The 13,845-nt window shown below is 59.0% G+C and carries 12 protein-coding genes; 10 read left to right on the top strand and 2 right to left on the bottom strand.

What is annotated here, in order from left to right:
• Positions 1 to 125 precede the first annotated feature (125 nt).
• From ABH945_RS26650 to ABH945_RS26635, 4 genes are read left to right on the top strand one after another with little or no spacing between them, the layout of a single operon-like run.
• Positions 126 to 1,463 carry an MFS transporter gene (locus ABH945_RS26650; protein ID WP_429252514.1) on the top strand — a complete coding sequence of 446 codons (1,338 nt, stop codon included), beginning with the start codon at positions 126 to 128 and terminating at the stop codon, positions 1,461 to 1,463.
• Between the two features lie 22 nt (positions 1,464 to 1,485).
• Positions 1,486 to 2,661: an L-rhamnonate dehydratase gene (locus tag ABH945_RS26645; protein ID WP_074767385.1), complete on the top strand. Its 1,176-nt coding sequence runs from the start codon at positions 1,486 to 1,488 to the stop codon at positions 2,659 to 2,661.
• Between the two features lie 31 nt (positions 2,662 to 2,692).
• Entirely contained in the window at positions 2,693 to 3,694 is a 1,002-nt protein-coding gene (locus tag ABH945_RS26640) for a 4-hydroxythreonine-4-phosphate dehydrogenase PdxA (protein WP_429252513.1), read from the top strand.
• A gap of 19 nt (positions 3,695 to 3,713) precedes the next feature.
• Positions 3,714 to 4,439 (top strand): haloacid dehalogenase type II, encoded by a 726-nt coding sequence (locus ABH945_RS26635; RefSeq protein ID WP_429252512.1) that lies wholly within the window; start codon positions 3,714 to 3,716, stop codon positions 4,437 to 4,439.
• A 34-nt stretch (positions 4,440 to 4,473) separates the two neighbouring features.
• Here the strand turns inward: ABH945_RS26635 and ABH945_RS26630 are convergent, their stop codons facing one another.
• Positions 4,474 to 5,496: a LacI family DNA-binding transcriptional regulator gene (locus ABH945_RS26630; RefSeq protein ID WP_074767391.1), complete on the bottom strand. Its 1,023-nt coding sequence runs from the start codon at positions 5,494 to 5,496 to the stop codon at positions 4,474 to 4,476.
• 204 nt (positions 5,497 to 5,700) lie between these two features.
• On the opposite strand from ABH945_RS26630, the gene ABH945_RS26625 reads away from it, so the two are divergent.
• The 6 genes from ABH945_RS26625 to ABH945_RS26600 all read left to right on the top strand — a co-directional run bounded on the left by ABH945_RS26625 (position 5,701) and on the right by ABH945_RS26600 (position 13,367).
• Positions 5,701 to 6,840 carry an ABC transporter ATP-binding protein gene (locus tag ABH945_RS26625; RefSeq protein ID WP_429252511.1) on the top strand — a complete coding sequence of 380 codons (1,140 nt, stop codon included), beginning with the start codon at positions 5,701 to 5,703 and terminating at the stop codon, positions 6,838 to 6,840.
• Between the two features lie 133 nt (positions 6,841 to 6,973).
• Positions 6,974 to 8,233, top strand: coding sequence for an ABC transporter substrate-binding protein (locus ABH945_RS26620; RefSeq protein ID WP_074767397.1), 1,260 nt, complete (start codon positions 6,974 to 6,976; stop codon positions 8,231 to 8,233).
• A gap of 64 nt (positions 8,234 to 8,297) precedes the next feature.
• Positions 8,298 to 9,203: a carbohydrate ABC transporter permease gene (locus ABH945_RS26615; RefSeq protein ID WP_074767400.1), complete on the top strand. Its 906-nt coding sequence runs from the start codon at positions 8,298 to 8,300 to the stop codon at positions 9,201 to 9,203.
• Between the two features lie 19 nt (positions 9,204 to 9,222).
• Positions 9,223 to 10,074 (top strand): carbohydrate ABC transporter permease, encoded by an 852-nt coding sequence (locus tag ABH945_RS26610; protein ID WP_429252510.1) that lies wholly within the window; start codon positions 9,223 to 9,225, stop codon positions 10,072 to 10,074.
• A gap of 38 nt (positions 10,075 to 10,112) precedes the next feature.
• Positions 10,113 to 12,077: a beta-galactosidase gene (locus ABH945_RS26605; protein WP_429252509.1), complete on the top strand. Its 1,965-nt coding sequence runs from the start codon at positions 10,113 to 10,115 to the stop codon at positions 12,075 to 12,077.
• Between the two features lie 114 nt (positions 12,078 to 12,191).
• Entirely contained in the window at positions 12,192 to 13,367 is a 1,176-nt protein-coding gene (locus ABH945_RS26600) for a glycoside hydrolase family 53 protein (RefSeq protein WP_429252508.1), read from the top strand.
• A 68-nt stretch (positions 13,368 to 13,435) separates the two neighbouring features.
• Here the strand turns inward: ABH945_RS26600 and ABH945_RS26595 are convergent, their stop codons facing one another.
• A complete protein-coding gene (locus ABH945_RS26595; protein WP_074767412.1) occupies positions 13,436 to 13,765 on the bottom strand; it encodes a hypothetical protein in 330 nt (109 codons plus the stop codon).
• Positions 13,766 to 13,845: the final 80 nt, after the last annotated feature.

Raw genomic sequence — 13,845 nt, 5'->3', positions numbered from 1 at the left:
TGAATCAGCTGATTCGATTTATTCAGTGGTCAGTTATTGGATAGTCTCTCACACTAACGCCTATGGAACGACTCGCGGATAACACCGAGACGCGGGCCGATTAAAAAAATCCAGGAGACAAATGTATGACGACGATTGCCGGTCCGGCGCTCGACAGCGCGATTGCCAAAGCGCGCACGAGACTGCTGCCGTTTCTGATCCTGATGTACTTGCTGGCTTTCATCGATCGCGCCAATGTGGGCTTCGCGAAGAACGTGCTTCAGGCCGATACCGGTTTGAGCGACGCGGCTTTCGCATTCGGCGCCGGCATCTTCTTTGTGGGTTACGCGGTATTTGAAGTGCCGAGCAATCTTCTCATGTACCGATTTGGCGCACGTGTGTGGATGAGCCGGATCATGGTCACGTGGGGCATTGTTTCCGCGTGTACCGCGCTGGTTCACGACGCATCGAGCTTCTACATTCTGCGCACGCTACTCGGCATTGCCGAAGCGGGCTTCTTCCCCGGCATCATTCTCTTTCTGTCGAACTGGTTTCCGTCGAAGATCCGCTCGCAGGCCCTGGGCATGTTCTATTTCGGCTTCCCACTTGCCATGCTGCTTGGCAGCCCGGTGTCGGGCATTCTGCTCGATACGGGTAACCCATTCGGTATGCATCCGTGGCAGTGGTTGTTTGTTGTCGAAGGTCTCGCGGCGTCGGTGGTTGGCGTCATCGCGTACTTCTATCTGACGGACCGTCCGTCGAAAGCATCGTGGCTCGATGAAGCGCAACGTCAGGCGCTCGATGGCGCATTGCAGAAGGAAGACGAACATAAGTTGGCGCATGGTCCGGCTTCAGTTATCGGCGCATTGCGCGACTCACGTGTGCTGTTCTGCGGCCTGATCTATTTCGCGGTTCAGATGAGCGTGTACGGCGTGGTGTTTTATCTGCCGACTCGCATTGCAGGACTCACGGGCGGACATGTCGGCACAAAAGTCGGCTTGCTGACCGCTATTCCGTGGATCGTGGCAATCGTCGGCACGTTCGTGGTCACTCGCACGGCCGACCGCTACGGTCATCACCGGACATGGGCCGCGGCCATGCTCGCACTCGCGGCGGTGGGTATCGGTGCAAGTGCGCTCACGTCGTCGGTCACGCTCGCGATTGCGGCATTCTGCGTCGCCGGAATCGGCTTTGTCGCCGTACAGCCGCTCTTCTGGACGCTGCCGACCGGTTATCTCGGCGGCGCGGCGGCCGCAGGCGGTATCGCGCTGATCAACTCGATCGGCAATCTCGGTGGTTTCGTCGCACCCAATCTGAAGGGGCTGGCCGAACACCTTGCCGGTTCCACCCAGGCCGGCATGCTGTCGCTCTCGGCAGTCGGCCTGATTGGCGCCTTACTCCTGCTTACTTTCCGGATGACGCCAGATTCATCCGCAGCCATTTCCCATCGCCCTGTACCGCTCGGCGAACGCCCGGGTCACTAAATTTTTTCGAGGAATCAACGATATGAAAATCAAGCATATCCGCACGCGCGTCTTTGAATGGAAGGGTAAGGTCGTGCCACCGCAAGCGCATTTCTGCACAAATGCGGTAGATATTCTTTACGAGCGCGGCGATGCGATGGGGTCGTTCCGTTTCCACGGCTGGCTGGTGGTGGAAATCGAATGTGACGACGGCACGGTTGGCATTGGTAATTGCGCGCTTGCGCCGCGCATCGCCAAGCAGATCATCGACGAGTACCTCGCGCCGATTGCAATTGGTGAAGACCCGTTCGATAACGAGTACATCTGGCAGAAGATGTATCGGCGCACGCTTGCGTGGGGACGTAAAGGAATCGGCATGGCGGCGATTTCGGCCGTGGATATCGCGCTGTGGGACATCATGGGCAAGGCCGTGAAGAAGCCGGTGTTCAAACTGCTGGGCGGCCGCACCAAAGAGAAGATCTGGTGCTATGCGTCGAAGCTCTATAACAACGACGACCGCGATGCATTTCTCGGCGAGGCTCAGGGTTATCTGGAAGACGGTTTCACCGCGATGAAAATGCGCTTCGGCTACGGTCCGAAAGACGGCCCGAAGGGAATGGCAAAAAACATCGAACAGGTACGCCTGTTGCGCGAACTGGTCGGCGACGAAGTCGACATCATGCTCGAATGCTATATGGGCTGGACGCTCGAATACGCGCGACGCATGCTGCCCCGCCTCGCCGAATTCAACCCGCGCTGGATCGAAGAGCCGGTGATTGGCGACGACGTGGAAGGCTACCAGGAACTGAAGAAGCTGAACATCATGCCGATCTCCGGCGGCGAGCATGAATTCACGAGTTACGGTTTCAAGGATCTGCTCGAGCGTCGCGCGATCGACGTGATCCAGTACGACACGAACCGCGTCGGCGGCATTACGGCCGCGCGCAAGATCAATGCGATGGCCGAAGCCTGGTCGGTGCCGGTGATCCCGCACGCGGGTCAGATGCATAACTATCATCTGACCATGGCGAGTACTGCGAGCCCGATGTCGGAGTTCTTCCCGGTGTTCGATGTGGAAGTCGGCAACGAATTGTTCTACTACATCTTCGACGGCGAGCCGCGTCCCGAGAAAGGTTTCCTGCAATTGTCGGACGACACGCCGGGCCTCGGCATTACATTGAGCGACAAGCATCTCGCCGATTTCAACATCGTCGAATAAGACGTTGCGCTACACGAACAGGATCATCAATATGAATCCACGTATTGCAGTTCTTCTCGGCGATCCCGCCGGCATCGGCCCGGAACTGATCGCACGTTTGTTGTCGAAACCGGCGAACCGGGCGCGCGCCGAGCTTCTTATCATCGGCGACCGGCGTGAGCTTGAAACCGGCATGAAGATCGCGGATCAACGCTTCGAATATCAGGTAGTAAATAACGCCGAAGCAGCATTTCAGCAAACAGGCGTACCCTCGCTAATCGATTTTCGTCTGACCGACGACGAGCCTTTCGAACGCGCGACATCGACCGAACGCGGCGGACGTTACAGTCTCGACGCATTCAGAAAAGCACTCGCGCTGACGCAGAAGAACGTCACGCAAGGGATGCTGTTCGCGCCGGTCAACAAGACCTCGCTGCATATGGCCGGCATGGAAACCGGCGACGAAATGGAATGGTTCGCGCGGCAACTCGACTACTCGGGCAGCTTCTGCGAATTCAACGTGCTTGATGAGTTGTGGACCTCGCGCGTCACGTCGCATATGGCGCTCAAGGATGTCAGCGAGAAATTGTCGGTAGAGCGGATAGTCGGTGCAGTGCGGCTGATTCACGACGGCCTGAAACGCGCGGGCAATGCGGCTCCCCGTATCGCAGTGTGTGGGCTTAATCCGCACAATGGCGACAACGGCGCTTTCGGACGTGAGGAAATCGACGTGATTGCGCCTGCCGTCGAAGCTGCGCGCGAACTCGGCTACGATGCACAAGGACCGTTTCCCGCCGACACGATCTTCGTTCGCGCTCGCGACCAGAAGGCATTTGACGGCGTGGTGACGATGTATCACGATCAAGGCCAGATCGCGATGAAGCTGATGGGTTTCTGGCGCGGCGTCACGGTACATGGTGGCTTGCCTGTGCCGATCGCGACACCGGCGCATGGCACCGCATTCGACATACATGGGCAGGGGAAGGCCGACGTCGGCGCGACACAGAAGGCTTTCGACATCGTGACGAAGATGGCGATGGATCGAATGGGTTGAACAACCGCGAGAAACAGGCATGCAACTGACTGACTTCGACACGCTTACCTTTGATTGCTACGGCACCTTGATCGACTGGGAGACCGGTATCTTCGAAGGATTGCGGCCGCTTCTCGAGCGTGTCGAATCGCCGCTCACGCGCGACCAGGTACTTGAGGCGCATGCGCGGCACGAGTCGTCGCAACAGAAGTACACGCCGCACCGGCGTTATCAGGAGTTGCTGCCTGTCGTGTACAAGCGTCTTGCTGAAGAATGGCAGACGCCGTACACACTGGCCGAATGCGTTGCATACGGCCAGTCCATTCGCAACTGGCCCGCATTCGACGATTCAGCGGACGCGCTGCGTTATCTGAAGCAGCATTACAAGCTCGTCATTCTGTCGAATGTCGATAACGAGAGCTTTGCGTTTAGCAACGAAAAATTGCAGGTTGAATTCGACGCGATCATCACGGCGGAAGATGTCGGTTCCTACAAGCCGTCACCGCGCAATTTCGAATACATGCTGGAGAAGCTGGCGGAACGCGGCCTTCATGAGGACAAGATTCTTCACACCGCCGAGAGCCTGTTTCACGATCACAAGCCCGCGAACGAATTCGGACTGGCTTCGTGCTGGATTTATCGACGGCACGCGAAAGAGGGTTTCGGTGCGACGATGGACCCCGGCTCGCAGCCGAAGATCGACTTTCGCTTCAACAGCATGGCTGATTTCGTGAAAGCGCACGAGGCACAATTGCGCAGGCAATAGTGTTCGATCGGTGTGCTGCTGCGGCGTGCGCCGATCACAAATAACCCTTCCTGCAGGGCCCCGTTGATGCCCGGACCACCAGTTCCGGCGGTGGACCGATCACCATCGACGGCGATTGCTCAGGTGTCTGGATCAACCGGATCAGGCAGTCAATCGACAACTCCGCGATTGCCGCTGTCTGGATCGCGACGGTCGTCAACGCCGGGTGAACCTGATGCGCGAGTTGAATATCGGTAATGCCAATCACCGACACGTCGTCCGGTACTCTGCGGCCCAGCGTGATCAATGCCTGCACGGCGCCGATCGCGAGCAGGTCGTTGGTCGCGAAAATCGCGCTCAGGTGCGGCCGGTTCGCCATCAGTTGCATGCACGCGGCGTAGCCCGCATCGATCGAGTCGCGGATTTGCAGCACCGCGGCGGCATCCGCTTCGATGCCGGCGGCGCGCATGGCCGCGCGAAAGCCGTTTGAACGCGCATCCTGCAAACCGCCGCAACCGTCGCCGATCAACAGGCCGATTTCACGGTGACCGAGTTCGAGTAGATGCCGCGCGGCCAGTTCGCCCGCCAACGCGAAATCCACGGCAACGCAGGGCAGAGCCGGAGGCGATTCGGGGTGTTCCCACATCGCCAGCAAAATCGGCGCGCTATGCGTGGCCGACGCGCAGAGATCGTTGATCGCGATGTCCGTGTTCATCACCAGCACGCCGTCGGCCAGCGTACCCGCGATCTGGTTCAGATACGCGCGGCCGATCTCGGCGTCGTCGTCGGTATTGCAGACCATCAGGAAATGGCCCGTTTTACGCGCGGCGCGTTCAGCGGCTAGCACGAATTCCGGATAGAACGGGTTCGAGATATTCGACAACATCAACGCAAGCGTCGACGAGCGACCCTCGGCCAATGCGCGTGCATTCAGATTGGGCCGGTAACCCAATTCGTCGATTGCTTTCAGCACGCGCTCGGCCGTTTCCGGGCGCACTTTCTCGCGATTGCGCAGCACGTTCGAGACGGTGGCGGCAGTGACGTGCGCGCGTTTCGCGACTTCAGACAGCGTGACCATTTTCGAGTTATCCCATATTTAGGGAAAGTGATTCAAATGTTGCAAGCGTGCGCCGACGTTGATAAGTTTCTGAAAAACATCCAGGAGACACCCGCCATGACTTTTTCCCTCAAACTCGAATTTAAGCGATTAAATGCCGACCGCACAAGGCCTGGCTGCTTATTTTTTTGTAAAATTTAAGCGGTTAAATCCTACGGAGGCAGCATGGCGACAATTCGTTTGACGGACGTGCAGAAGTCATACGGCGATCATCCGCCGGTGATCCGGCGCGTCAATCTCGAGATCGCGCAGCACGAGTTCTGTGTATTTCTCGGCCCGTCGGGTTGCGGCAAGTCGACCCTGTTACGGATGATCGCCGGTCTGGAAGACCTGAGCGAAGGCGAACTGCATATCGGCGGAAAGCTGGTGAACGATGTGCCTTCGGCACAGCGCGGCGTGGCAATGGTGTTCCAGAGCTACGCGCTGTTCCCGCATATGACCGTGTTCGACAACATGGCGTTTGGCCTGAAGCTCGCGAAGCAGCCGAAGGACGTGATCGATCGCAAGGTGCGCGAAGCTGCACGCATCCTGCAACTGGACAGCTTGCTGGATCGCTATCCGAAAGCATTGTCAGGCGGTCAGCGGCAACGTGTTGCGATTGGCCGCGCGATTGTGCGCGAGCCGGGCGTGTTCCTGTTCGACGAACCGTTGTCGAATCTCGACGCTGCGCTGCGTGGCCAGACCCGCGTCGAAATCGCGCGCCTGCACCAGCGTTTTGCGGATGCGAGCGTGGTCTACGTGACACACGATCAGGTCGAAGCAATGACGCTCGCCGACCGCATCGTGTTGCTGCATGCAGGCGCCGATGCTGAGCGTTACGGCAGCATCGCGCAGACCGGTGCGCCGCTCGAGTTGTATCACCACCCGAAGTCGCGCTTCGTGGCGGGTTTTATCGGCTCGCCGCGGATGAATTTCATCGACGCAACGGTTGATTCGATTGCAACCGGCAGCGTCACCGTGACGTTGCCGCAAAGCGGCGAGAAACTGGTTGCCAACGTCGACGGCCAGCGTCTTCAACGCGGCCAGAAAGTTACGCTCGGCGTGCGGCCGGAGCACTTGCGGCTCGACGGCGACGAACAGTTTGTTCAGTGCGCGACGGTGTTGTCCGAGCGACTCGGCGAGCACAGCTACATTCACGCGGATCATGCCACCGGCACGCTGATCGCCAAGGCCATCGGCGATACGCCTATCGGATCGGGTGAGCGCATTCGCATTCACGTTCCGCCTTCCGCGTGTCATCTGTTCGACGCGGACGGGATCGCTCTGCGGCGCAGTGCGTTCGAGCCTGAACGCGTGGCCGCGTGAACGGTCGGGTAGGGTGCTGAACTTTGCATCGACGGGTTCAGCAGGTTGAATTCCGCCACAGAGCGGGTTACTTCGCTGGCAGCCGTGCGCAAACGCTCGCTGTCAGTCAACAAGGTAGTCAAGGAGACACAAGATGATTGCTCTTCGCCTTCGCCGTTTTGCCCAGTTGTCGGTTGCCGCCGCACTGGTCGCCGGCACCTTCGCCAGCGTGTCGGCCGATGCCGACGCCGCCACGCTCACCGTCAACGTATCGGCGCGCGGTAATCAGCGCTCGACATGGCAGGACGCGTTCGACCAGTTCAAGAAAGCCAATCCCGACATCGATCTGAAAGTGACGTACATCACCGAGGAAGCGTACAAGGTGCAGATGGGCGGCTGGCTCGCCACCGATCCGCCTGATGTGGTGTCGTGGCACGACGGCGAACGCATGGCGTATTACGCGCAGCGCGGCCTGCTCGAAGATCTGTCGCCGGACTGGAGCAAGAACGGCTGGTCGCAACAGTATGCGTCGGTGAAGGAAGCATCGACGTATAAGGGCAAACAGTACGCGGCGCCGCTCGGCTACGACGCGTATGGCTTCTTCTATCGCAAGGATCTGTTCGAGAAGGCCGGCATCAAGAGCGAGCCGAAAACGTGGGATGAGTTTCTCGAAGCGAACAAAAAGCTGAAGGCAATCGGTGTTGCACCGATTGCCGTGGCCGCGCGCGATAGCTGGACGCTCGCCGCGTGGTTCGACTATCTGAACCTGCGTATTAACGGCAATGCGTTCCATCAGCAATTGATGGCCGGTGAAATTCCGTACACCGATCCGCGCGTGAAGAAGGTCTACACCACGTGGAAGACGTTGATCGACGATCACTACTTTATCGACAACGCGCTGTCGTACGATCTCGATTCGATCGCACCGTTCCTCGTGAACGGCAAGGCGTCGATGATGCTGATGGGCACGTTCTTCTCGGCAAGCATTCCACCGTCGATCAAGGCGCAAACCGGCTTCTTCCGATTCCCGGTAATCGACGCGAACGTGCCGATGGCCGAAGACGGCCCTGTCAACGTGCTGCTGGTTCCGGCGAAGGCAAAGAACAAGGCCGACGCGCGCAAGTTGCTGGCCTTCATGGAACAGCCGAAGATCAACGCGGAACTCGCGAAGGGCTGGGGTCAACTGCCGTCGAACAGTCAGTCGGCTGAACCTGAAGATGCAATCTCGAAGGTCGGCTTTCAGACGCTCGCGAATACGAAGGGCGGCATTGCGCAGTTCTACGACCGCGACATGCAGAAGGAAATGGCCGACGAGGGCATGAAGGCGATGCAGCAGTTCTATAGCGATCCGTCGCAACTCGACACGGTGCTCGCCCACCTCGAAGCAACGCGCAAGCGCATCTATCAGAAGTAATCCCGAAGCGCCGGCCACGAAGCATGGCCGGCGCTCGCCTTAGATTTCCGACGAGGCTCGATCCATGTCTCATTCCGCAGCGAGCCGCCTACCCGCGGCCCGGCGCCGTCACGCCTCTACGACGCGCCGTCATCAGCACCGTGCCGCGTTTTTCTTTCTGTTGCCGGGCTGTGCATTGTTTTGCCTGTGCGTGGTTTATCCGATTATCAGCAGTATCTCGCTCAGTTTCTTTAACTGGGACGGAATGACGCCAAAGACCTTTATTGGTCTCGGCAATTACATTGAGCTATTTCATTCGGATACGTTTTATACGGCGTTGAAGAACAACCTGATCTGGCTTGCGCTATTCCTGCTGGCGCCACCGCTTGGTTTGATGTTCGCGCTATATCTGAATCAGCATGTCCGTGGAATGCGCGTCGTGAAGTCGCTTTTTTTCGCACCTTTTGTGCTCTCGGGCGTGGTGGTCGGGTTGGTGTTCAGCTGGTTCTACGACCCTGGATTCGGTCTTCTGCGATTGATCGTCGGCCATGGCATTCCGGTACTTGGCGATCCCCATACAGTGACATTCGGGATTATTTTCGCTGCACTCTGGCCGCAAACGCCGTTCTGCATGGTGCTGTATCTGACGGGGCTGACGGGTATCAATCCTGAAGTCGTCGAGGCGGCGCGCATGGAAGGCGCGAAAGGTTTGCGTCTCTTGTGGCACGTGATTCTGCCGCAGTTGCGCCCCGCGACTTTCATGGCCGTCGTGCTGACCGTGATCGGCGCATTGCGCAGTTTCGACCTGATTGCGGTGATGAGCGGCGGCGGTCCTTTCGACAGTTCTACTGTGCTCGCCTATTACATGTACGACCAGGCGATCAAGTACTACCGCGAAGGTTATTCGGCCGCAATTGCCGTCGTGCTGTTCGCCATCATGCTCGTCTACATCGTGTTCCATCTTCGCCGCATGCTGCGCGAAGAGCGCTGATTTTCAGGAGTGATGTGTCATGTATCCGCTTCCCGTTGAACGCTGGAAACCGCTCAATCGCGCGCTTTATAAAGTGTCGTTGCCGATTGCTCTGCTGATCTGGCTATTGCCGATGCTCGCCGTTCTCGTGACGTCGATCCGTTCTTCCGACGAGTTGTCGCAAGGCGATTACTGGGGCTGGCCGAAGCATTTTGCGCTGATCGAAAACTACGGCACCGCACTCACGCAAACGCCGATGCTGCATTACTTCACGAATAGCGTGCTGATTACGGTGCCTTCGGTGATCGGCGCAATCGTGCTGGCGTCGATGGCGGGCTTTGCGTTAGCGACCTACAAATTTCCCGGCAATACAGCGGTGTTATTCGCATTCGTCGCCGGTAATTTTGTGCCCATCCAGATCCTGATGATTCCCGTGCGCGACATGGCGCTGAAAGTGGGACTCTTCAACAGCGTGTGGGCACTGGTGATTTTCCACGTGTCGTTCCAGACCGGCTTCTGCACGCTGTTTCTGCGTAACTTCATCAAGCAGTTGCCGTTCGAGATGATCGAGGCGGCGCGCGTGGAAGGCGCGAGCGAGTGGATGGTTTACTGGCGCATCGTATTGCCGCTGATCCGTCCGGCCCTCGCCGCGCTTGGCATTCTGGTGTTCACGTTCGTGTGGAACGACTATTTCTGGGCACTGTGTCTCACGCAGGGCGACGACGCCGCGCCGATCACCGTAGGCGTCGCCGCGCTCAAAGGGCAATGGACGACCGCGTGGAATCTGGTCGCCGCCGGTTCGGTTCTCGCCGCATTACCTTCCGTGCTGATGTTCTTCGCGATGCAACGGCATTTCGTCGCCGGCCTGACTTTTGGTGCGAGCAAAGGCTGAGCGCCCGCTCGACGTCAACTAACAACGAGACTTCTCTCATGCAACTTGGTGTGTGTTATTACCCGGAACAATGGCCGCGCGACATGTGGGCCGACGACGCAAAGCGTATGGTCGAACTCGGCATTACGCATGTACGTATCGCTGAATTCGCGTGGAGCCGCATGGAGCCGCGCGCCGGCGAATATGAATGGCAATGGCTCGACGAAGCCGTCGAAACGCTCGCGAGCGCGGGGCTGAAGCTCGTGCTCGGCACGCCGACCGCGTCGCCGCCGAGGTGGCTGATCGACGCGCATCCGGACGTGTTGCCGGTACGTGCCGACGGAACGCGCTGGAATTTCGGCTCGCGCCGTCATTACGACATTTCGAGCGAGACGTATAGGCGCGAATGTCTGCGTATCGTCGACGTGATGGCCGCGCGTTACGGACAGCATCCGTCTATCGTCGCATGGCAAACCGATAATGAACTCGGTTGCCATGAAACCGTGCCGAGTTACTCGCCGGCCGCACTCGAACGTTTCCAGAAGTGGCTCAAGCAGCGCTATGAAACCATCGCGTCGTTGAATGACGTCTGGGGCAATGTGTTCTGGAGCATGGAGTACCCGTCGTTCGAATCGATTGGTTTGCCGAACCTCACGCCGACCGACGCGAATCCGATTCACCTGCTCGACTTCCGCCGCTTCATGTCCGATGAGGTATCGAGTTTTCATCGCGAGCAGATCGATGTATTGCGAGCTCACGCGCCGAATGCGGATTTGCTGCATAACTTCATGGGCTTTTTCACGACCTTCGATCATTACGATTTCGCGAAAGACAATGCGATCGACGTCGCGACCTGGGACAGCTATCCGATCGCTCGCACTGAATCGATCGCATTGCCTGAAGAACAGAAAGCGCGATATGCACGCACCGCGCATCCCGATGTTTCCGCATTCGATCACGACCGTTATCGCGCCATTGGCGGCGGCCGTTTCTGGGTGATGGAGCAGCAGGCGGGTCCGGTCAACTGGGCGCCGTGGAATCCGGTTCCCGCGAAGGGCATGGTGCGTTTGTGGGCGTACGAGGCGTTCGCGCACGGCGCGGAACTGGTGTCGTATTTCCGCTGGCGTCAGTGCCCGTATGCGCAGGAGCAGATGCATTCGGGGCTTAATCTGCCGAACAACGAGTTGTCGCCGGGCGGACTGGAAGTGCAGCAGGCGGCGCGCGAGATTGCGAATTCCGCAGCTTTGTCCACACTCGGTGCGCCCGTGCGTGCAGCTGTCGCGATTCTGTTCGATTACGAAACGCAATGGATGTTCGAGATTCAGCGTCATGGCAAGACGTTCGATTATCAGACGCTGGTGTTCGACTACTACGAATCGCTGCGCGAACTGGGCCTCGATGTCGATATCGTATCGAGCCGCGCCGATCTTTCCGGGTATCGCCTGATCGTTGTGCCGAGCCTTGCGGTGATCGACGACACACTCGTTGCGCAGATCGAGCGCAGCGACGCGCAATGGGTTTTCGGCCCGCGCAGCGGCTCCAAAACGGAAGCCTTTGCGATTCCCGGCAACTTGCCGCCGGGCGCACTGCAGCGCGTTCTGCCGATGCAGGTGCTCGAAGTCGAATCGCTGCGGCCGTCGCTGACGCCTGCGTTGTCGGTCGGCGGCGCGAACGGCACGGCAATCTACTGGCGCGAGCATGTCCGGGCCAACGGCGCGACCCGAGTCGTCGCGCAGTTCGGCGACGAATGGCCCGCCATTCTCACGCACGGCAAGGTTCGATATCTGGCGGCGTGGCTGTCGCATGAGTTGCATCGCACGGTGCTGGGGCAGGCCGCTCGCGATGCGGGCCTCGAAACGCAATTGCTCGCCGATGGTTTGCGCATCCGCCGTCGCGGCGATCTGACATTTGCGTTCAACTTTGGCGCACAACAGGTGCAGGCGCCCGTACCCGCAAATGCCGTCTTCGTACTCGGACAAGCCGGACTGAATACCGGCGATGTTTGCGTATGGAAAGACGCCTGAACGGAATCACGTCGTAAGAAGGTGTTGCTGGAAGATTGGCATTCAGATTCAGACGCTTCAACCCGGACCAGGCAGCCCTGAGAGAGCTGCCATTCAATAGATGGAGGATGACGGATGAACCGAAGAGAAATGCTGGGATGGCTGGCTTCGACAGCAGCGGCGGCAGGCGTCGGCGCGACGGTGGGGACGCCTGCCGCTGTGTCGGCGGCGGAGCGCGAGCCGTCTGCGAAACCGCTACATGGCAGCCGCTTTGCAATGGGTGCGGACGTGTCGACGCTGCTCGAACTGGAAGCGAACGGTGCTAAATTTTACGAGCACGGCGTACGGCAAGACTGTCTGCGGCTTTTGAAAGACCACGGTGTCGATTCGATTCGAATCAAGGTCTGGAATGATCCTGGCAATCCGAACTTTTTTCCCGCAGACCAGAGTCCTGCAGCCGGTTATAACAATGCAGAACATGTGCGTGTTCTGGCGCGTCGTGCTGCCGCGCTCGGACTGCGCGTACTGATCGATTTCCACTACAGCGACTGGTGGGCCGATCCGGGCAAGCAGTATCCGCCGCATGCGTGGGCCGGCAAGGACATCGTGGAAACCTGTGCGCTGTTGTACGAGTACACGTCGAATGTGCTGAAGATGCTGGCACACGACGGCGTTCGTCCGGAGTGGGTGCAGATCGGCAATGAGATTACCGGCGGCATGTTGTGGCCGCTCGGCAAGTACGATCAACTCGACAACCTCGCGCAATTGCTGAAAGCGGGGCATGACGCCGTGAAGTCGGTCGACGAGCGCACCAAGGTCATGTTGCATATCGACAGCGGCGGCGACAACGCGAAGAGCCGCTGGTGGTTCGACGCGGCAACGCAACGAGGCGTGACGTTCGACGTGATTGGCCTGTCGTACTATCCGCAGTGGCAGGGTTCGCTGAGCGATCTGCAGAACAATGCGAACGATCTAGCGACGCGCTACGACAAGGACGTGATGGTGGTGGAAACCGCGTATCCGTGGACCACCAGCGATGGCGATTCCGAGCCCAACGCAATGACCAATGTCGGAACCTCGACTTTCCCGCAGACGCCGGCAGGCCAGGCGCAATTCCTCGGCGCGGTGACGGATATCGTGAAGGCGATTCCCGATGGTCACGGCAAGGGCGTGTTCTGGTGGGAGCCGGAGTGGATTCCGACGCCGAACGTCGGCTGGAAAGTCGGTGCTGGAGATCAGTGGGACAACAACACCGTGTTCGACTTCAAGGGTAATGCGCTGACGTCGATCGACGCGTTCCGCAAGCGCTGATTAGCCGCCGGCAAGCGCGGCGGCAGAGAAAAAATTCTCCGCCGCGCGCAGCTCGCCTGGGCCGCACATTACTGCGCGGCCTTTTGACCTTTTTGCTGATTGGCACACTCCGCCGACACCGCCATGCTCGCCTGATCGGGCGTCATGTGCGGCGCGTCGGGCGCATAAATTTTCTCGATGATCGCGTTGACCGCCTGACGGTCGGCGCTGTCCTGGTAGTACTTGGCCGCCTGATTGAGCGCCTGCGCCTTGGTCTTCTTGTGCGCGCGCCACGACGCAACCTGCCCGGCGATATCGCCGAGCGCAAAACATTGATCGCTGACTGTCTGCGCCACGGCCTGAGCGGCCGGTTGCGCGAGGCACACCGCCAGCAGCGCGGATACGACTACGCGTTTCATTACGAATCCTGTATTTAGATGAGCGACGGTGCGGCCGGGAGCGACTGACGACTGCGGTGGCCGAAACGGTAAATAGCCGC

The organism is Paraburkholderia sp. GAS333 (genome assembly GCF_050435665.1).
Lineage (GTDB): Bacteria > Pseudomonadota > Gammaproteobacteria > Burkholderiales > Burkholderiaceae > Paraburkholderia > Paraburkholderia fungorum_A.
This window is presented reverse-complemented; position numbering and strand designations above follow the sequence as displayed.